Origin of the sequence: Allomuricauda sp. NFXS6, assembly GCF_040148835.1 — a bacterium.
In the GTDB taxonomy this organism is placed as follows: domain Bacteria; phylum Bacteroidota; class Bacteroidia; order Flavobacteriales; family Flavobacteriaceae; genus Flagellimonas.
Map to the genome: position 1 here is coordinate 59,611 of NZ_JAGEMG010000015.1, position 20,517 is coordinate 80,127.

Consider the following 20,517-nt stretch of genomic DNA (forward strand, 5'->3'; position numbering starts at 1 on the left):
TAAAACGTCGTATATTTGCAACCGGCAAGTCCTACACGACCAGCTCCTGCAGAATCCCCCAGGGCGGGAACGCAGCAAGGGTATGTGGTCGTAGCGGTGCGATGTAGGTAGCTTGCCTTTTTTTGTACCCAAAAATCAGATGATCATGGATAAAAAAGTTGTACTGATCACCGGCGGTTCTTCAGGTATTGGTAAATCCATCGGAACATATTTGACCCAAAAAGGATTTACCGTTTATGGTACTACACGCAATCCAAAAAACTATCCCGACTTTAAGGAATTTGAACTTGTTCAGTTGGACGTGAAGGACGTGGGAAGCATTCAAAATGCAGTTTCCCATATAATTTCCAAAGAGAACAGCTTGGATGTGCTCATCAACAATGCGGGTGTGGGCATCACGGGACCTGTTGAAGAAACACCCCACGAGGAAATCCTTCATGTTTTTGACACCAATTTCCACGGCCCCATACATGTGATGAAGGCCGTTTTGCCCCAAATGCGCAAGCAGGGAGGGGGAGCCATCATCAATATAACATCCATTGCAGGTTATATGGGATTGCCTTTTAGAGGCTTTTATTCCGCCACCAAAGGTGCGCTCGGTCTAATAACTGAGGCGTTGCGTATGGAAACCCAGGATTTTGGGGTGACCATAACCAATGTGGCCCCTGGGGATTTTGCGACCAATATTGCATCGGGCAGATATCATTCGCCTGTAATTGAAGGTTCCGCTTATCAAGAAAAGTATTCCCAAACCTTGAAAGCCATTAATGATGATGTGGATAGTGGGGGTGATCCTATTCAAGTTGCTGAGGCCGTTTATAGAATCATCAACCAGAAAAAACCAAAGGTGCATAATCCCGTTGGGGCATTTTTACAAAGGTTTTCCCTTAGGTTAAAGAAGATTTTACCCGACAAAGTCTACGAAAAATTGCTCCTCAACCATTATAAATTGTAATTTTACACGTATTAGTGAACCCATTATAAATACTTAGAAATGAAGTTTTTTATTGATACCGCCAACCTTGATCAAATTAAGGAAGCCCAAGAACTCGGTGTGTTGGATGGCGTGACCACCAATCCTTCCTTAATGGCAAAAGAAGGTATTACCGGAAAGGATAACATATTAAAGCACTACGTGGATATCTGCAACATAGTGGATGGAGATGTATCTGCCGAAGTAGTTGCCACGGATTTTGATGGAATGGTAAAAGAAGGCGAGGAGCTGGCAGAACTCCACGAGCAAATCGTAGTGAAAGTCCCCATGATCAAAGATGGTGTAAAAGCGTTGAAATATTTTTCAGACAAGGGTATTCGTACCAACTGTACTTTGGTGTTCTCACCAGGCCAGGCACTTTTGGCCGCCAAAGCCGGAGCAACCTACGTTTCTCCATTCTTGGGCAGATTGGACGATATTTCTACCGATGGACTTAACCTGATTGCGGAAATCCGCTTGATCTATGACAACTACGGATTTGAAACGGAAATATTGGCTGCATCCATTCGCCACACCATGCACGTTATTGATTGCGCCAAATTAGGGGCCGATGTTATGACAGGTCCATTATCTTCTATTGATGGACTGTTGAAACACCCATTGACCGATATTGGATTGGCCAAATTCTTGGAAGATTATAAAAAAGGCAATTCCTAAGGAATCGAAATAAAACAAAGAGAGCCCTTGAATGAAAATTCGGGGCTTTTTTATGTATGAACCCGTAGTGCATTTTGATGAAAAATTCGTCAGTTCGAGTGATTTTCGGCGGTTGAGCGAAGTCGAAACCAAAGAAAATCGTATCGAGAACCAGAATTTCCGGTCAAAACCCGATTCTCGATACAAAATTCCTTTGGAATTTCACTCGAATTGACGGTTTGGTATATGAAGCTTTCATAATGCACTACGAGTTATTATAATGAAGTATATAGGTTGGCAAATCCATCAACCACAACCGTATCCTTGGCAATGACACACTTATTGAGGCCGTCAATGATCATGGCCATTTGAAGCTCTTTAAAGTTTTCCCCAAAAAACTGCTTGTCCTTGTCCAACTTGTACTCATCCATCATTTGCTTCCACTGGGTAAAATTGGTCCTTAAGTTGATGCCTACGAAGTTATAGTGCGGATATTTTTTCTCCAAGGAGACAATATGCTTGTTAACGTTTCTAAAATGTCTTTTCTGGTCGGCGGTCCAAAAATAAAAGACGGTATTTTTCTTATTGTTGTTGGCCAAATCCTTTAAGGAGATTTCTTCATCATTGAAATTCTTGACCGCAATGTTTGGTAATGTGGCGTTAGGCTGCAGGTTTTTAATGCCGCTGTATAAAAGATCAATTTCTTCCTGATGGTCCTTGTGGGTGGAAAGGGATTTATATTTATTGATAAAGACAGTAGCTTCTTCGCTTGGGTTGTGTTCCCTGAGCAAATAATCCATGGCCACGTTCCGGAATAAAATATTTCTAAGTTCTTCTTGTTTAACGATACTGTCAACAAGGGCCAATTTATGCTTGTTAAAATGCAAACGGTCACTCACCGGTTTTTTATTGGTAGAACAGTTTTGCAAACAAGCCATATAAGAAATGTTGCCAAAGTGCCACTTCATAAAGTCAAAATAAGGTCTGAAATAGGTAAGGTCCTTATTATTGTAATCTATTTTTTCACGGTACCCGTAAAAATCATCATCCAATTCGTGAATGGTTTCTTCGCCAGTCTCTTTTTTATGGTAAAACGGATACTTTTCCTTATTAATGTAAGTGTTGTAGTCTATGGATGCTTGCGCCATGGCCAATGCCATTGGTGTTAACTGATTATCAATGTCCAGTTCCTTTAGCAAATCAATCTTTGCGCTGTGCAAAGAATCAATCTTTTTACTGAACGCCTCAGGGTCAAGTTCGTAATAGCTGTTCACCAAATCTTCCTCATTCTCATTTTTCAAGAAGACTTCTATCAAAAAATTATTGATTTCGCTCCCTTTTCCCGAGTACACCAGAGACTCATCAAACTCTACGGTATTTAAACGTGCCAAAAGGCTATCCCCTTGGGTTAAATAGACGTATTGAAGTTCAGGAGTATGGTCGAAGTGATAAAGACCATCTTCGATGTTATTGAGTTGAAAGGAAAAACGGTTTTGGTCATCCAGCTTAACAGAATCCACATAAGAATCATTGTGGTAAAGCACCACATAATCGCTGGTCGGATTTACAATTTCACCACCAAAAAATACCGAGGAACGGCTCTCCGAAGAGTCAGAACACGATACAAAGGTTGAGAATAAGGTGATTCCAAGTAAAAATCTTACCATATATAGGGAACGATTCATTTAACAATCAAAAGTAAGCAACCCCAGCAGCCAAACTTGTTAAGGGGTAGTTAAATGTTGTTAAACGGTGATTTTCTATCCTTCAAATATGCGTTCCAAAATTAGAATTACGAATTGCATTTAGCTACTTTTGCAAAAAATAAAGATAGTTGCATGTTATCAGTATCGAATTTATCCGTACAGTTTGGCAAAAGAGTTTTGTTCGATGAAGTTAACGTAACCTTTGCCCAAGGGAATTGTTACGGCATCATTGGCGCCAACGGAGCGGGAAAATCAACCTTTTTAAAAATATTGTCCGGGCAAATTGACCCCACCTCCGGGCATGTGCATTTGGAACCGGGAAAACGGATGTCCATCTTGGAACAGAACCACAACGCCTACGATGAGTATCCCGTTTTGGAGACCGTAGTGATGGGAAACAAGCCTTTGTTCGAAATCAAAAAAGAAATTGATGCCCTATATGCCGATTATACGGATGAGAACGCAGAAAAGATTGGAGAACTACAGGTTAAGTTCGAAGAAATGAATGGTTGGAACGCCGATAGCGATGCAGCGGCCATGTTATCCAATCTTGGGATTACGGAAGACCTGCACTACACTAATATGGCGGATTTAGATTCCAAACTAAAGGTACGGGTACTTTTGGCGCAGGCCTTGTTCGGTAGCCCAGATGTGCTGATCATGGATGAGCCTACCAATGATTTGGATTACGATACCATCAACTGGTTGGAAAACTTCTTGGCCAACTACGATAATACGGTAATCGTGGTTTCTCACGATAGACATTTTTTAGATGCTGTTTGTACCACCATTGCAGATATAGATTTTGGTAAAATCAACCTGTTCTCAGGGAATTATACCTTTTGGTATGAGAGTAGCCAATTAGCTGCTCGTCAAAGAGCACAACAGAACAAAAAGGCCGAAGAAAAAGCCAAGGAACTCAATGAGTTTATACAGCGATTTAGCGCCAACGTGGCCAAAAGCAAGCAAGCCACGTCCCGTAAAAAAATGCTGGAAAAACTTAAGGTTGAGGACATTAAGCCATCGAGTAGAAGATACCCTGCCATAATTTTTGATCGTGAGCGCGAAGCCGGTGATCAAATTTTGAATGTAGAAAAGCTATCCGCCACTTCCGACGATGGGGATTTGCTGTTCAAAGACGTGAACATCAACTTGGCCAAAGGGGATAAAGTGGCCATCCTTTCTAAAGATTCACGCGCAAGCACAGCGTTCTACGATATTATAGCCGACAAAATAAAACCCGACAGCGGTAAATTTCAATGGGGGGTGACCACGACCCAGTCCTATTTGCCCGCGGATAACTCAAACTTCTTTCAAGAGGATATTAACCTAGTGGATTGGCTACGTCAATGGGCCAAGACGGAGGAGGAAAGAGAAGAGGTTTATCTTAGGGGCTTCTTGGGTAAAATGTTGTTCAGCGGGGAGGAAGCGCTTAAAAAATGTACCGTACTATCCGGAGGTGAAAAAGTGCGTTGTATGCTCAGCCGAATGATGATGCTCCGTGCCAATGTACTGATGTTGGACGAACCTACCAACCACTTGGACCTGGAAAGTATCACGGCTTTCAATAACTCCTTGAAGAACTTTAAAGGAACTATTTTATTGACCACGCATGATCATGAGTTTGTGAACACGGTGGCGAACAGAATCATCGAATTGACACCAAACGGTGCCATTGACCGCTATTTGAGCTTCGATGATTATATGTCCGATAAGACCATCAAGGAACAGCGGGAAAAAATGTATGCGGTTACCGCCTAAGCATTAAAGTACTTGCTTTTCCAGATGGCTGGGTTAAAGTTTTTCCCCAAAGCAAATCCGTAGAAAATAACTATGGATGCTATGCATTTGAACATAAAAAAGTAGATGATCCAAAATTCTGCGGTGCTACTCTCTTTGGAGAACAAACCCTCTGGAACCATTAACGTTACAAAGTAGCTAATCAAAAGGACCACAAGAACCAAATTGGCAATGTTCTTAAAGGGCCACGCAAACAGTTTCCGTAACGGATGAAGGTCATTGCCCCATTTGTGGATCAGATAGTAATAATCGTTTCCGATAGGAGCAAAGAGCAAGGGATCGTCCTTATCCTCCAGCTTAAACAGTTTGGAAGGTGCCATTATCTTAAAACCCTTGATTTCGGTGTTATGGGCAGCCTCTAAATGTTTGATTTTGGAAATAGCCTTTTGAGGAATCTTACCTTTAAAATAAGAGCTGTTCAAAAAGCGTAATCTGTAATCGATACAAATTTCCCTGATCTGATCAATATGAAAGATTTTATCCGATTCCAGTAAATCAAAATCAAAATCATTTTCTCTATTAGTGCTCTTAGAACCCAATTGATGGGCGATTTGCTCTTCCTTTTGTGAATCTTCGCTCAAAATCTGCTGAACTTCAGCCAAGATTTGTTCGCTATCCCACTTCTTGTTTCTTCTGTCTTGAAGTTTGTGTTCAATGTTTGTTCCTTTCAAAATCACGCAGTTTTTTTTAGTAATCTACTCAAATTTAACGAATTGAATTATTGATTCTGACAGATGTCATAAAAACCCAATGTTAAGTTTTTGTTAAATGGATTTTAGAGCCAAAAAAGATGAGCAATCTCAACAAAAAAGATGTATCTTATCGAAGTTTTTGGTAGTTAATCGTACAAGCATACTAAAAAATAAGCCCTAAAATTTTCACCAACCCTATGAATACCCCCGCAACCAGATTCTTGTTTTGCCTTTGCTTGGCTTTTTCCATATACACTTCCGCACAAAAAACCTCCAATGCCTTATCCTATGCAGGTAAGCTGGATAACCATAAAATTTTATTGAGTGCTGTAAACGCCACCGAATTGGGTGCATTGCTTCAAAAATCTGGTCCATTCACCATTTTTGCACCTTCCGATGCAGCTTTTGAGAAATTTTCGAACAGCAAAATAGCGGAGATGATCAATGCGGAGGATAAAAGAGCTTTAAAATCTTTATTGTCCTTTCATATCGTTGCAGGGCAACTCACGGCTTCACGTATGCTGCGTGCAATAGGCAGGGGTAATGGGATTGCCAGTTTCACAACCGTTCAGGGCAAGAAGTTAACTGCACATCTGGATGGGTATGATATTGTTCTTACCGATCCTGTTGGCAATACGGCAAGAATCACGGCTGCTGACCTTAATTTGGAAAATGAAGGGGTGGTTCACGAAATAGATAATGTTATCCTGCCCGCTCAAATGTAATTAACGAAGCTCCGCTCCCAATTCTTTTTGATATTGGGCCAATAGTTTGCCCATGATCTTATCGATTTGCTTGTCCGTCAAGGTCTTTTTCTCATCCATCAAGGTAAAGCTAACAGCATAGGATTTTTTTCCTTCCGGTAAGTTGTTGCCCGTATACACATCAAACAAATTTACCTTTTTAAGCAACTTTTTTTCTGTGTTCCAAGCAATTTCATATACTTTTTGGAAAGAAACGGAATCATCCAACAACAAAGCAAAATCCCTGGTCACTTCTGGGAATTTCGGAATTTCCTTGAAAGCCACATTATGTGTGCTCACAGATTCTAAAATGGCATCCCAGTTCAAATCGGCATAAAATACTTCTTGTTTGATGTCAAAACGTTTTAAAGCCGCCTTACCTACCAAGCCCAAGGAAACCAAAACTTTATCGTTTTTTACATAGGAAACGCCTTCGGCATAATCGGAATCGGATAATGGTTTTGTATCAATGTCCCGAAGCCCTAAGCGCTCAAAAACGTTTTCCACGATTCCTTTCAGATAGAAAAACTCGGATTTTTTGGAATCAATCGCCCAACTATTTTGTTTGCGGTCTCCGGATATCAAAATCGACAAGTGTTGTTTTTCTTGATATTCCCCATCCACTTTATGGTAGGTTTTTCCAAATTCGAAAAGCTTCAGGTCGGTTTTTTGCCTATTGTGGTTGTAACTTACTGTTTGTAACCCCGAATGAAGCATCGATGTTCTCAAAACTGATAAATCAGAACTCAAGGGGTTCAGCATCTCGACCGCAGTATCGTCATCAGATGTGATATTGGATGAAACCAAGCTGTTGGTCATAATTTCATAAAAACCTTTGGAAGCAAGCATAGTTCCAATGACATCTTGGATCCTATAGTTTTCGAATCTCGATGTTTTGGCTATGGAAGCGTTCAGTTTTTCCTTAAAATCGATGTTGTTGTAGCCGTAAACCCTTAAAATTTCTTCGATGACATCAACTTCTCGGGTCACATCCACCCTATATGTAGGAATGGTAAGCCCAAGACCGGATTCGGTTACGTTATTGATGCGTATCTCCAGTGAAGATAGGATGGATTTTATGGTGTCCTCTGGAATTTCCTGGCCAATCAAAGAGTTGATTTTGTTGAAGGTCAGAAACACTTGTCGCTCCTGGGGCTTTTTAGGGAACAGATCCGCAATTTCGGAAGTGATATAACCTCCTGCGATCTCCCTGATCAAGAGCGCAGCCCTTTTAAGGGCATATTTCGTCATATTGATGTCGATACCCCGTTCAAACCTAAAAGAAGCGTCGGTGTTCAATCCATGTCTTTTGGCCGTTTTTCTAATGGAAACTGGGTCAAAATAAGCGCTTTCCAAAAATATAGAGGTAGTGTGTTCGGTAACTCCAGAATGAAGCCCGCCAAAAACACCGGCAATGCACATGGGATTGCTTGCATCACAAATCATCAAATCATCCTCGTGCAGTTCGCGTTCCACATCATCCAATGTGGTGAATTTGGTGCCAGCAGGCAGAGTTTTCACTTCTACCTTACTTCCTTTTATTTTGGATGCATCAAAAGCGTGCAAGGGCTGGCCCAGTTCGTGAAGTACATAGTTGGTAACATCCACCACATTGTTTATTGGCGCCAATCCAATGGCTTTCAATCTGTTTTTTAACCAATCTGGGGAATCCTGGACCAGAAGGTTGTTGATGGTTACCCCGCAATATCTTGGTGCCAGGTCACTTTCCAGCACTTCCACATCAACTTTCAATGAACGATTGTCAATGGAAAAGTTACTAGTGGAAGGAGTTACCAATTCTTTTTGGATTTCTTTTTGTTCCAAGCCCGCCTTTAGGTCTCGGGCCACACCAAAATGACTCATGGCATCTGCACGGTTTGGGGTAAGGCCTATTTCAAAAACTTCATCATTTTCAATGTCAAAAACTTGGGAGCATGGAGTGCCGGGTACCAATTCCTCGTTCAGCACCATTATCCCGTCGTGGCTTTCTCCTAACCCGATTTCATCTTCGGCACAAATCATACCTTGGCTCACCTCTCCACGAATCTTCCCTTTTTTGATTACCCAGGCTTCACCCTCTTTGGTGTAAAGGGTTGTACCGACCGTGGCCACGGGCACTTTTTGTCCGGCGGCTACATTGGGCGCTCCGCAAACAATTTGTAAAGGAGCCTCTTGGCCTATATCCACCGTGGTTAATTTTAATCTATCTGCATTTGGGTGTTTTTCGCAAGTAAGCACGTGTCCAACGACAATACCTTTTAAACCACCCTTAACTGATTCAAATTGTGATATGCCCTCAACCTCTAGACCTAAATCTGTTAAAAGTTCAGCTGTTTTTTGAGCATCCCAATCAATTTGCAAAAATTGCTTCAACCAGTTGTAAGAAATCTTCATACCCCGTTTTTAGAGGGCACAAATATATAACAATAGGGGAACAGATTCAACGATATTAATAACCATAAATCGTAAGGAATGGTTTGTTTTAATTACTATTTCCTACATTTAAGTAAAATCTTTCAATTTATGAGAATAATCAAAGTAGCGGTGCTGGGAGTTTTGATTCTTTTTGCCTCTTGCAAAAAAGAAGATAAAATAAAACTAATGGTGGGTCACTGGTTGGGCCATATGGAAGTTTCAGAATCGCAACAATTGCCTTTTGAGTTTATAGTTACGCTAAATGAAGAAGGTGGATATGTGATGAATATCTATAATGCGGAAGAAGTTGTCACGGTAGACGAATTTACGTTCAACGGGGACTCTATCGATATTCGTATGCCCATTTTTGAAGGGCATATTTCAGGGACATATACGGCCAATGAGATAAAAGGTGAGTTTATTGAAGAAAGCAAGGAGCGAAGCGTTCCTTTCTATGCCAAATACGGCAAAAAAGACCGTTTTGAGACCGAAAAGGATGCATCCGTGAACCTATCGGGTATTTGGGAGACCTATTTTAAGGTAAATACGGAAGATGAGTATGCTGCAAAAGGTATTTTTATGCAGAATGAAAATAAAATCAAGGGGACTTTTAGAACCAAAACAGGGGATTATCGTTATTTGGATGGGGTTGTTACTGGTGATAGTATGAAGTTGTCCGCTTTTGACGGTTCGCACGTTTTCCTGTTCTTGGCCAAAGTAACGGATAGTACCCTCGACGGTAAATTTTACTCTGGGAAGCATACGGTCCAAGAATTTATGGGAGCAAGAAATGAAGCTTTCGAACTTCCGGATTCTAATGAACTAACCTATTTAAGAGAAGGCTACGATAAGTTTGATTTTTCTTTTCCAAATTCAGAAGGAGAGATGGTGGATTTGGACGACCCCATGTTTGATAATAAAGTAGTGTTGGTTCAGATTATGGGAACTTGGTGTACCAATTGTTTGGATGAAACACGATTCTATGTGGAGTTTATGAAGAACAACCCAGAATTGGATGTACAAATGGTAGGATTGGCATTTGAATATGCCAAAACGGAGGAGAAAGCCTTCGAAGGCATAAAAAGACTCAAAGAACGCGAGGAAGTGCCATACCCAATCCTATTAGCTCAATACGGTACATCGAACAAGCAAAAGGCCAACGAAAAATTACCGATGCTGAATCACATACTTTCTTATCCTACAACTATTTATATTGACAAAACTGGGGAGGTACGCAAAATACATACTGGTTTTAATGGACCTGCAACGGGTGATAAGTTTGTCGAATTCAAGCAAGAGTTCAATAAAACCATTGAGACATTGACTGCTGAATAGCAAGGAGGGAATGGAATAAAAACAGCTAAGCTTGATTGTTATGCATTTTGACTGAAATTTGTCAGTTTGAGTGGCTTTTCGCAAGAAAAATTATATCGAGAATTCAAATTTCAGGCCCAAAACTGATTCTCGATAAAAAATTCCAATGGAATTTCATCGAATTGACGGTTTTGGCTTAAAAACTTTCAAAAAGCAAAACGGGTTAAGTCCACTTAGATAATTGTTGATTTGCCCAAATCGATGTTCTCATCGTTCATAAGAGAATCATCTTCAATATCCACGATATTGTGGGCGATAAAATCCCCAACTTGATTGGTGCCGTATTGACTGTTTTCCTTCAAATCTGGAGTAACAATTCCTTTTTTTAGGGATTTATCCACCGCCTTTTTTACGGCCCAAGCCTCTTCGTTCAGTCCAAAATGCTCCAGCAGCATAGCTGCGGAAAGGATGGAGGCAATTGGGTTGGCAATGTCTTTTCCCTTGGCTTGTGGATAAGAACCGTGAATTGGTTCAAAGAGTGCGTTCTCTTCACCAACGGAAGCAGACGCCAGCAATCCGATGGAACCACCGATAACACTGCCTTCATCAGAAATAATGTCACCGAACATATTCTCTGTCAATATAACATCAAACTGTTTAGGGTTTAGGATGATCTGCATTGCAGCATTATCCACGAACAAAAAGTCCAATGCCACTTCTGGGTAGCTTTCACCGATTTTTGCGACCACTTTACGCCAAAGTCTTGATGATTCCAATACGTTGGCCTTATCTACCAAGGTGAGTTTCTTTTTTCTGCCTTTTGCAGCCTTAAATGCCAAATGGGCAATACGGCTTATTTCTTCTTCGGAGTATTCACAAAGGTCGGAGGCCTTTGTGCCTTCTTCATTCAATTTTTTTTCTCCAAAGTAAATTCCTCCCGTAAGTTCACGGTATATCACAAAATCGGTTCCGTTGATTACCTTCTTTTTTAAAGGAGATTTATCCAACAATGTTGGATGTGATAATATTGGTCGGATATTGGCAAACAATCCAAGTGCCTTACGTAATTGAAGCAAACCTTGTTCGGGACGCACTTTTGCATCGGGGTCGTTATCGTATTTAGGGTCACCGATTGCTCCAAAAAGCACGGCATCCGACTCTCGGCATAGTTTTAAGGTAGAATCGGGTAGGGGAACTCCCTTTTTGTCGATGGCAATGGCGCCAACAGGAGCTTCTTTAAAAATAAAATGTAGGTTAAAGGTTTCTTCGACTGCCTTTAAACACTTTACTGCCTGGGCCAATACTTCGGGTCCAACACCATCTCCAGGAAGCAATGCTATTTTTAATGCCATATAGTTTGGTTTAAGCCAAGCTTTTCATTCCAATATTGCTGGTTTCAACAATCTCGTGGATGTCTTCATCCAAAATTTCTTTTTTCACGTCGGCATATTTCAAAAAGTTTTGGTACACCGCATCCAATTGCAGTTTGGTAAGTTCGTAACCTACATTTTTGGCTCTGTATGCCAATGCCGCACGCCCACTTCTAGCTGTCAGTACAATGGAGGATTCACTGACACCTACATCGTGTGGATCAATAATTTCGTAAGTTTCTCGCCGTTTTATCACACCATCTTGGTGAATCCCTGAACTATGGGCAAATGCATTGGACCCTACAATAGCTTTATTGGGTTGCACCGGCATTCCCATTTTTTGAGAAACCATGGTACTGGTATCCCAAAGCAGTTTACTGTTGATGTTGGTGTCCAAGTTTAAGTGTGGATGCTGTCTCATTACCATTACCACCTCTTCCAAGGACGTGTTGCCAGCTCTTTCTCCGATTCCGTTTATGGTACATTCGATTTGTCTGGCTCCGTTTACCACACCGGCAATGGAGTTGGCAGTGGCCAAACCTAAATCGTTATGGCAATGACAGGAAAGTATGGCCCTATCTATGCCTTTTACGTTTTCTCTCAGATACTTCATTTTGGCACCATATTCCTCTGGCAAACAATATCCGGTAGTATCGGGAATGTTAAGTACGGTTGCACCAGCTTTGATGGCCGCTTCACAGATACGCGCCAAAAACTCATTATCCGTTCTTCCTGCATCTTCTGCGTAGAATTCCACGTCCTCAACGAAAGTTTTGGCATAGGCTACAGCATCTACGGCACGTTCGATAATTTTATCCTGGGTGGAGTTGAACTTGTATTTAATGTGTGATTCGGAAGTTCCGATTCCCGTATGTATCCTTGGTTTTTTCGCATCCTTGATGGCTTCTGCAGCCACTTCGATGTCTTTTTTTACGGCACGGGTCAATCCACAGACCGTTGCATTTTTGACCAATTTGGCAATTTCGTTTACGGATGTAAAATCACCGGGACTGGATATGGGGAACCCTGCCTCGATTACATCAACTCCCAGTTCATCCAATCGTTCGGCAATGATCAATTTCTGCTCGGTATCAAGTTTACAACCAGGCACCTGTTCTCCATCTCTTAGTGTTGTGTCAAAAATTTCTACCTTATCTTTAGCCATTATATCAACCTGTTTTTTTCTATGACTAACGAAAGTAGTAAAGGAAGGCAGAAAACGAAAAGCAGCTAAGAGCAGGTTACAACGTTAAACTGCTTTTGGTGTAGTTTAAATATCTGAAAAACAATATATTAAACAATATTTTTTACGATGACAAATGCCCATAAGGATGCTTTGTTTGTACTGGTAAAATCACTTTCCAAATCCGAAAAACGACAATTTAAGCTCTATGTCGGACGATTGGGGGTTAATACGGACGCTAAATTTTTGGCTTTGTTCAATCTCTTGGATAAGATGCGGAAATATGATGAGCGGCAGATTTTGGATAGCGGTATTGTCAAAAAATCACAACTTTCCAACCTTAAAGCTCATTTATATAAACAAATTTTGGTGAGTTTGCGATTGAACCCTGTAAACCAAAACGTTCGTATTCAGATTCGGGAACAGTTGGATTTTGCTACCATTCTGTATCAAAAGGGACTCTACAAACAAAGTTTGAAGATTTTGGAGAAAGCGAAAAGCTTCGCGATTGAGAACGAGGAGAAAAACGTTGCATACGAGATTGTGGAACTGGAAAAAGTTATTGAAACCCAATATATTACCCGAAGTATACCCGATAGGGCCGATGAACTGGCCGTTGAAGCCAAGGAACTTTCTGCACAAAATGTAATGACGAGCAAACTTTCCAATCTTTCGTTACAGTTGTATGGAATGATGCTGAAGGTGGGTTACGTACGCAGTGATGAGGACCTTCAGAAAGTAAAAAGCTATTTTGAAGAGCATTTGCCCAAATACGAAATTGACAAACTTGGTTTTCGAGAAAAATTGTGGTTGTACAAAGCTCATTTGTGGTACAGCCTTTTGATTCAGGACTTTTTGTCAGCCTACAAATACGCCAGTAAATGGGTGGACCTTTTTTATGAAAACGAACATATGATTCCGCTAAACCCTGTGTTCTTTTTAAAGGGCAACCATTATTTGTTGGAGTCGCTCTTTTTTGTGAAATATGCATCACAGTTTAGAGAAACTTTGGAGCGCTTGGAAGAGCAGGTAAAAGACCCCAAATTTCCTAAAAACGATAACATTAGCTCGCTTGCCTTTTTGTACATCAATACCAATAAATTAAATCTCCATTTTTTGGAGGGTACTTTTGATAAGGGCATTTATTTAGTGAACATTATCGAGTATGGCATCAAAAAGCACAGACAGCAAATAGATGAACATCACGTGATGTTGCTCTATTATAAAATAGCTTGTCTATATTTTGGTAACGGCGACAACAAAAATTGTATTGCCTACCTAAAAAGGATAATTTCCAACAAGAAATTGAAGATGCGCGAGGATTTGATGTGCTTCGCACGAGTTTTGAGCCTTGTGGCACATTACGAAGCAGGTATGGATTATCACTTGGAAGTACAGCTTAAGAGCACGTACAAGTTCTTGCTGAAAATGAACGACCTGCACGAAGTGCAAAAGGAAATGATTAAGTTCCTAAGAAGCCTTGGTGATATCTACCCAACCGATTTGAAGAGTGAATTTCAGAAACTGTACAACGAGTTGAAAAAATACGAGAACCACCCATACGAGAAGCGGGCATTTTTATATTTGGACATTCTTTCGTGGCTGGAAAGTCACTTGCAGAACAAGCCGGTAGGACAGATAATTAGAGAAAAAGCTTTGGCACTTACTCGCTAATACATGCGTTCCAAACAGGGTCTTCTGGTGGAGGAGCCAAAAACGTAATAGGTTCCTTTTTTACAGGGTGCATAATGGTTAAACTTCTAGCCTGAAGGTGAATGCCACCATCTTTATTGCTCCGGTCGGCACCGTATTTTAAATCACCTTTAATAGTGCACCCAATGGCTGCCAATTGTGCCCTAATTTGATGGTGCCTGCCTGTCTTTAAATCAATTTCCAATAGATAATAGCTATCCAACTTTTTGAGGATTTTATAATCTAAAACAGCTTTTTTGCTGTTGGGGACCTCCTTAGAGTTTGCATAGGATTTGTTTTGTTTGGGGTTGCGTACCAACCAATGGGTCAAGGTCCCGCTTTCTGGGACTGGGGGATTTTTCACAACCGCCCAATACATTTTTTTGGTTTCCCCTTGGGCAAACATTTTATTGAGTCGGGGCAGGGCTTTGGATGTTTTGGCGAATAGCACAATTCCTGAAGTAGGGCGGTCCAACCGGTGTGCCACGCCCAAATATACATTACCTGGTTTGTTGTACTTCTCCTTAAGATATTGCTTTACCACTTCCCTGAGGGGGGCGTCGCCGGTTTTATCGCCTTGTACAATATCGCCAACACGTTTGTTGACCACAATCAAGTGGTTGTCTTCAAATAATACTTGAAGGTTGGAGGGAGTGGATCTAGTGGATTTTTGGATTTTTGGATTTTTGGAATTCACTTTAGCGAGGATTTGAATTTAGAAATCACTTTGATGAAAAATTTGTCATTTCGAGTGGTTTTTTGAACCCAAGTTCAAAAAATTGTATCGAGAAAAGAATTCATGCTAACTCAAACCTGGTTCTCGATACTTTTTCCTTCCGAAAAAACTCGAACTGACGGTTTTATCATACATTTAATAAGATTCATCCTTATTCGGAAAGTCCTGACTTTTTACATCATCCACGTATTGGGAAATAGCGTTGCTCATTTCATCATAAAGATTGAGATATCGCCTCAAAAATCTTGGATGGAACTCGTGGGTCATTCCCAACATATCGTGAACTACCAAAACTTGGCCATCTACATGTCCGCCTGCGCCGATACCAATTACGGGTATGGAAACGCTTTCCGCGACCTCTTTGGCCAATTTGGCTGGAATTTTCTCCAAAACAATGGCAAAACAGCCCAATTCTTCCAGTAGTTTGGCGTCAGATTTTAGCTTTTCGGCTTCCTCTTCTTCTTTAGCACGTACGGTGTACGTTCCAAATTTATAAATGGATTGTGGGGTAAGTCCCAAATGTCCCATCACGGGAATGCCTGCCTGAAGAATTCGTGTCACGGATTCCTTGATCTCACTACCTCCCTCAACTTTGATGGCATGAGCCCCACTTTCTTTCATAATTCGGATGGCCGAACGCAGGGCTTCTTTGGAATCACTCTGGTAGCTTCCGAAAGGGATGTCCACAACGACCAATGCCCTTTTGGCGGCCCTGACAACGGAAGTGGCATGGTAAATCATTTGGTCTAGGGTAATGGGCAAGGTGGTTTCGTGGCCAGCCATTACATTACTGGCGGAATCACCTACCAAAATGGCATCCACATTGGCGCCATCCACAATCTTGGCCATGGAATAATCGTAAGAGGTGAGCATACTGATTTTCTCTCCATTTTTTTTCATATCCACCAACGATTTTACCGTTACCCTTTTATATTCTTTTTTAGCTGTAGACATCGTAATTGTATTTGATGGCTAAAAGTAAGCAGATTTGTTTAATTTAGGCTTCAATCAAAAAACTAATAAAAATGAGAAAACTATTAGGTTGTATAGTGTTTTTTGCTTTGGGTACATTAGGATATGGCCAAGGGCCCAATGCTTCAAACAATGAAGCTGAAAATCAGATAAAGCAAGTAATCGAAACTTTTTTTGATGGTTTCCATAAACAAGATTCAACCATCATCAAAAGCACTGTTGCCGACGGAATTGTTTTGCAAACCACTGGAAGAAGCCCTGAAGGCAAGACGCTTTTCAAAACGGAAGAATTTTCAAAATTTTTAAAGTCCATTGTCGGCATACCTGAAACCACCAAGTTTGAAGAAAAACTCACGTCTTTTTCCATTCAGGTGGATAGGACGATGGCCAATGCTTGGGTAGGGTACGAATTTTGGTTGAACGACGAATTCAGTCATAGCGGCATCAATTCCTTCCAGCTCATCAATTTTGATGGCGAATGGAAAATAATCTACTTGATTGATACCAGGGGTAAGGAAGGGTGTATGGACTAGCAATCGCTTAAGAACACTCCTACGGCCAATCCACCCTCGGAGGTCTCCTTGTATTTGGAACTCATATCTTTTGCTGTTTCCCACATGGTATTTACTACTTTGTCCAAGGGTACTTTCACCTCACTTGGGTCGGTGTCCAGTGCCAATTCTGCTGCGTTGATGGCTTTAATCGCTCCCATGGCGTTGCGCTCAATACAGGGGACCTGAACCAGTCCACCGATAGGGTCGCAGGTTAGACCTAAGTGGTGTTCCATGGCAATCTCAGCAGCAATCAATACTTGTTCGGGAGAACCGCCCATAAGTTCTGTTAACCCCGCTGCGGCCATAGCCGAGGATACGCCAATTTCTGCCTGGCAGCCACCCATGGCTGCGGAAATGGTAGCTCCTTTTTTAAAGATGCTTCCAACCTCACTGGCCACCAATAAAAATTGTTTTACGTCATCAAAATTGGCATCGTGGTTTTCGATGACCATGTAATAGGTGAGAACGGCGGGGATAACCCCTGCGCTACCGTTTGTGGGTGCGGTGACCACTCTTCCCAACGAAGCGTTTACTTCGTTGACGCTTAGTGCAAAACAGCTTACCCATTTAATGATCTGGCGGAATTTCACTTCTGTGTCCCGGATACTCTCTAACCACTCCTGCGGATTGGAGTAGGGTACATCTCCTTTTAGCTTCTGATGCATTTCAAAAGCGCGTCGCTTCACATTTAACCCACCAGGGAGCTTTCCTTCGGTATGGCAGCCAACATAGATGCTTTCCAACATAGTGTTCCAGATACGGGCAATACCTTCGTCAATTTCCGAGGCTGTCCGTAGTGAAAGCTCATTTTCCATTACAATCGTGGAAATGGACTTGTTTTGGGCGTTACAATGTTGCAGTAATTCTTCACCGGTTCTTACAGGGTGTGGAAAGGTTTTAAATGTTTCTTTGTTTTCTTTGGCGTGAATACGCTCTTCCTTCACCACAAATCCTCCACCGATGGAATAATAGGTTTCGGAGATTGTTTCTCCGTTGGTCAGTTCGGCTTCAAACCGCATACCGTTGGCATGGAATGGTAAAAACTCTTTTTTGAAAACGATATCGTTCACAAAACTGAACGGAATCGTTCTTTTTCCACCAAAATTGAGTTTGCTTTCCGCCTTGATCCTGTCAATTCTTCCTGAAATGCTGTCAATGTCAACAGTTTCAGGGTCAGTGCCCAACAATCCCATCACCACGGCAATATCAGTGGCATGTCCTTTTCCCGTGAGGCAGAGTGACCCGTACAGATACGCCTTGATGGATTGAACATCATCAAAAACCGCTTGTTCTTCAAGCTCAGCTATCCAACGTTCGGCCGCACGCCAAGGCCCAAGGGTATGTGAGCTGGAAGGCCCTACACCGATCTTAAGCATATCAAACACACTAATGCACTCCATAAACTCAATTTACAGTGTCAAATATAGGAAGCTAAACGGTATAAAAATGCGAATATTTAAATATCTGAACGGCCTTCCCTACAATTTTTATGACATCGGTAATTATACTGGGATATTCAAGGGTTTTGACAACAATCTGACACCTTGTCATATTCTTTGTCGTGGCATAATCATTGACATTTTAAGAGGGAAACGAAAACGAATTTTTAAACAGATATAACTTTAGATACGATGAGCAAGATTATAGGTATAGACTTAGGTACGACCAACTCCTGCGTCTCGGTTATGGAAGGTAACGAGCCTGTGGTAATTCCAAATGCCGAAGGTAAACGTACTACTCCATCGATGATCGCATTTGTTGAAGGAGGGGAGATCAAGGTCGGTGACCCTGCAAAAAGACAAGCCGTGACCAACCCTCACAAAACGATTTATTCCATTAAGCGATTTATGGGTAACAAATACTCAGAATCCAGCAAGGAAGCTAAAAGGGTTCCTTATAAAGTGGTAAAAGGAGACAACGATACTCCTAGAGTGGATGTTGACGGACGTATGTACACCCCTCAAGAGCTTTCAGCGATGATTCTTCAAAAAATGAAGAAAACTGCTGAGGATTACTTGGGGCAAGATGTAACAAGAGCAGTAATTACCGTTCCAGCATATTTTAACGATTCACAAAGACAGGCCACCAAAGAAGCTGGTGAAATTGCAGGTCTTACCGTGGAACGAATCATTAACGAGCCAACTGCTGCTTCTTTGGCATATGGACTCGATAAAAAAGATACCGAGCAAAAAATAGTGGTGTTTGACTTTGGTGGTGGTACGCACGATGTTTCCATTCTTGAATTAGGTGACGGTGTGTTTGAAGTATTGGCCACAGATGGTGATACACACTTGGGAGGTGATGATGTTGACCAAAAAATTATTGATTGGTTGGCCGAAGAGTTCAAGAAAGATGAAGATATGGACCTTCGTGAAGACCCAATGGCGCTTCAGCGTTTGAGAGAAGCTGCCGAAAAGGCAAAAATTGAGTTGTCTTCTTCTGCACAGACAGAAATCAACTTGCCTTACGTAACAGCAACGTCTTCAGGACCAAAACACTTAGTAAGAACATTGTCGCGTTCCAAATTTGAGCAATTGATTGCCGATTTGGTAAAAAGAACCATTGAGCCCTGTGAGAAAGCATTGAAGTCTGCAGGACTTTCCAAAAGTGATATCGACGAGATTATCTTGGTAGGTGGTTCTACCCGTATTCCTGCGGTACAGGAAGCCGTTGAGAAATTCTTCAATAAAAAACCATCCAAAGGAGTAAACCCGGATGAGGTTGTGGCCATTGGTGCCGCTATTCAGGGTGGTGTATTGACTGGAGATGTAAAAGACGTGCTCTTGTTGGATGTTACCCCACTTTCTTTGGGTATCGAAACTATGGGAAGCGTGTTCACTAAATTGATAGAGGCGAACACTACCATCCCCACCAAGAAATCACAGGTTTTCTCCACCGCAGCGGATAATCAACCATCGGTTGAAATCCACGTACTGCAAGGAGAGCGACCCATGGCAGCAGATAACAAGACTATAGGTAGATTCCACTTGGATGGTATTCCGCCAGCACCAAGAGGAACACCTCAAATTGAAGTGACCTTCGATATTGATGCAAACGGTATCATCAAGGTTTCTGCCACGGACAAAGCTACTGGCAAGTCGCAAGACATCCGAATCGAGGCTTCTTCCGGGTTGACCGAGGAAGAAATCGAAAAGATGAAAGCAGAAGCTGAGGCGAATGCCGAGGCGGATAAAAAAGCCAAGGAAACTGCGGATAAATTGAACGAGGCCGATGCTATGATCTTCCAAACAGAAAAGCAATTGAGCGAGTTCGGCGATAAATTGTCCGACGACAAGAAAAAGCCGATCGAAGATGCTTTGGAAGAATTGAAGAAAGCTTTTGAAGGCAAAGACCTAGCGGTTATAGAGCCAGCTTTGGAAAAAATCAACGAAGCTTGGAAAGTAGCTTCCGAAGAAATGTACAAAGCACAAGCTGAAGCACAAGGCGGCGCTGCAGGAGCAGGAGCTGCTGGAGGAGACGCAACCGGTGGCGATAGCGCTGGAAAGGGAGCCTCTGAAGGAGACAACGTGGAAGACGTGGACTTCGAAGAAGTGAAGTAATTTAATTACAACATCATATAAAAAAAGAGGCCGTCTAAAAACATTTAGGCGGTCTTTTTATTTAGGGGGTGATTTGTGGGTGCCTGCCTTAATGTTGCGTTTTATCGATTTATTTCCCTTGGAAAAAATCGGGCCATAGGATTCCTAAGC

General features: G+C 41.7%; 16 protein-coding genes and 1 other RNA gene. 9 read left to right on the forward strand and 8 right to left on the reverse strand.

The window, feature by feature from the left end; all coding sequences use genetic code 11:
* Positions 1–22: 22 nt before the first annotated feature.
* The 3 genes from ffs (at position 23) to fsa (ending at position 1,651) form a co-directional block, all read left to right on the forward strand.
* Positions 23–121, forward strand: an RNA gene (gene ffs / locus J4E06_RS17255) — signal recognition particle sRNA small type.
* A 24-nt stretch (positions 122–145) separates the two neighbouring features.
* Positions 146–955 carry an SDR family oxidoreductase gene (locus tag J4E06_RS17260; protein WP_349525249.1) on the forward strand — a complete coding sequence of 270 codons (810 nt, stop codon included), beginning with the start codon at positions 146–148 and terminating at the stop codon, positions 953–955.
* A gap of 39 nt (positions 956–994) precedes the next feature.
* Positions 995–1,651: a fructose-6-phosphate aldolase gene (gene fsa, locus J4E06_RS17265; RefSeq protein ID WP_207070126.1), complete on the forward strand. Its 657-nt coding sequence runs from the start codon at positions 995–997 to the stop codon at positions 1,649–1,651.
* A gap of 254 nt (positions 1,652–1,905) precedes the next feature.
* On the opposite strand, the gene J4E06_RS17270 is transcribed toward fsa, so the two are convergent.
* Complete coding sequence (locus J4E06_RS17270) at positions 1,906–3,297, reverse strand: TlpA family protein disulfide reductase (protein ID WP_349525250.1); 1,392 nt, start codon at positions 3,295–3,297, stop codon at positions 1,906–1,908.
* 171 nt (positions 3,298–3,468) lie between these two features.
* Here J4E06_RS17270 and J4E06_RS17275 point away from each other — a divergent pair, with 171 nt between their 5' ends.
* Positions 3,469–5,097, forward strand: a complete 1,629-nt coding sequence (locus J4E06_RS17275; protein WP_349525251.1) for an ABC-F family ATP-binding cassette domain-containing protein — start codon at positions 3,469–3,471, stop codon at positions 5,095–5,097.
* Here the strand turns inward: J4E06_RS17275 and J4E06_RS17280 are convergent.
* Positions 5,094–5,807 (reverse strand): hypothetical protein, encoded by a 714-nt coding sequence (locus J4E06_RS17280; protein ID WP_421812097.1) that lies wholly within the window; start codon positions 5,805–5,807, stop codon positions 5,094–5,096. The genes J4E06_RS17275 and J4E06_RS17280 overlap by 4 nt on opposite strands.
* 218 nt (positions 5,808–6,025) lie before the next feature.
* On the opposite strand from J4E06_RS17280, the gene J4E06_RS17285 reads away from it, so the two are divergent.
* The gene (locus J4E06_RS17285) at positions 6,026–6,553 is read left to right on the forward strand and encodes a fasciclin domain-containing protein (RefSeq protein ID WP_349525253.1); all 528 of its coding nucleotides are present in this window, start codon (positions 6,026–6,028) and stop codon (positions 6,551–6,553) included.
* On the opposite strand, the gene pheT is transcribed toward J4E06_RS17285, so the two are convergent.
* Entirely contained in the window at positions 6,554–8,965 is a 2,412-nt protein-coding gene (gene pheT, locus J4E06_RS17290) for a phenylalanine--tRNA ligase subunit beta (RefSeq protein WP_349525254.1), read from the reverse strand. It lies immediately after the preceding gene.
* A 129-nt stretch (positions 8,966–9,094) separates the two neighbouring features.
* Here pheT and J4E06_RS17295 point away from each other — a divergent pair, with 129 nt between their 5' ends.
* Entirely contained in the window at positions 9,095–10,321 is a 1,227-nt protein-coding gene (locus J4E06_RS17295; RefSeq protein ID WP_349525255.1) for a peroxiredoxin family protein, read from the forward strand.
* A gap of 212 nt (positions 10,322–10,533) precedes the next feature.
* On the opposite strand, the gene leuB is transcribed toward J4E06_RS17295, so the two are convergent.
* Positions 10,534–11,652 carry a 3-isopropylmalate dehydrogenase gene (leuB, locus tag J4E06_RS17300; protein ID WP_349525256.1) on the reverse strand — a complete coding sequence of 373 codons (1,119 nt, stop codon included), beginning with the start codon at positions 11,650–11,652 and terminating at the stop codon, positions 10,534–10,536.
* Between the two features lie 10 nt (positions 11,653–11,662).
* Positions 11,663–12,835: a 2-isopropylmalate synthase gene (locus J4E06_RS17305; RefSeq protein ID WP_349525257.1), complete on the reverse strand. Its 1,173-nt coding sequence runs from the start codon at positions 12,833–12,835 to the stop codon at positions 11,663–11,665.
* Between the two features lie 147 nt (positions 12,836–12,982).
* Here J4E06_RS17305 and J4E06_RS17310 point away from each other — a divergent pair, with 147 nt between their 5' ends.
* A complete protein-coding gene (locus J4E06_RS17310) occupies positions 12,983–14,527 on the forward strand; it encodes a hypothetical protein (protein WP_349525258.1) in 1,545 nt (514 codons plus the stop codon).
* On the opposite strand, the gene J4E06_RS17315 is transcribed toward J4E06_RS17310, so the two are convergent.
* Both J4E06_RS17315 and panB read right to left on the reverse strand, forming a co-directional pair.
* Positions 14,517–15,242: an RluA family pseudouridine synthase gene (locus tag J4E06_RS17315; RefSeq protein WP_349525259.1), complete on the reverse strand. Its 726-nt coding sequence runs from the start codon at positions 15,240–15,242 to the stop codon at positions 14,517–14,519. The genes J4E06_RS17310 and J4E06_RS17315 overlap by 11 nt on opposite strands.
* 174 nt (positions 15,243–15,416) lie before the next feature.
* Positions 15,417–16,235 (reverse strand): 3-methyl-2-oxobutanoate hydroxymethyltransferase, encoded by an 819-nt coding sequence (gene panB, locus J4E06_RS17320; protein WP_349525260.1) that lies wholly within the window; start codon positions 16,233–16,235, stop codon positions 15,417–15,419.
* 71 nt (positions 16,236–16,306) lie between these two features.
* Here panB and J4E06_RS17325 point away from each other — a divergent pair, with 71 nt between their 5' ends.
* Positions 16,307–16,786 (forward strand): nuclear transport factor 2 family protein, encoded by a 480-nt coding sequence (locus J4E06_RS17325; RefSeq protein WP_349525261.1) that lies wholly within the window; start codon positions 16,307–16,309, stop codon positions 16,784–16,786.
* Here J4E06_RS17325 and J4E06_RS17330 read toward each other — a convergent pair.
* Positions 16,783–18,207, reverse strand: a complete 1,425-nt coding sequence (locus J4E06_RS17330) for an L-serine ammonia-lyase (RefSeq protein ID WP_349525262.1) — start codon at positions 18,205–18,207, stop codon at positions 16,783–16,785. The two genes, J4E06_RS17325 and J4E06_RS17330, sit on opposite strands and share 4 nt — an antisense overlap.
* Positions 18,208–18,438: 231 nt before the next feature.
* Between J4E06_RS17330 and dnaK the strand changes: the two genes are divergently transcribed.
* On the forward strand, positions 18,439–20,367 hold the full coding sequence (gene dnaK, locus J4E06_RS17335) for a molecular chaperone DnaK (RefSeq protein WP_349525263.1): 1,929 nt from the start codon (positions 18,439–18,441) through the stop codon (positions 20,365–20,367).
* The last annotated feature ends 150 nt before the right edge of the window (positions 20,368–20,517 follow it).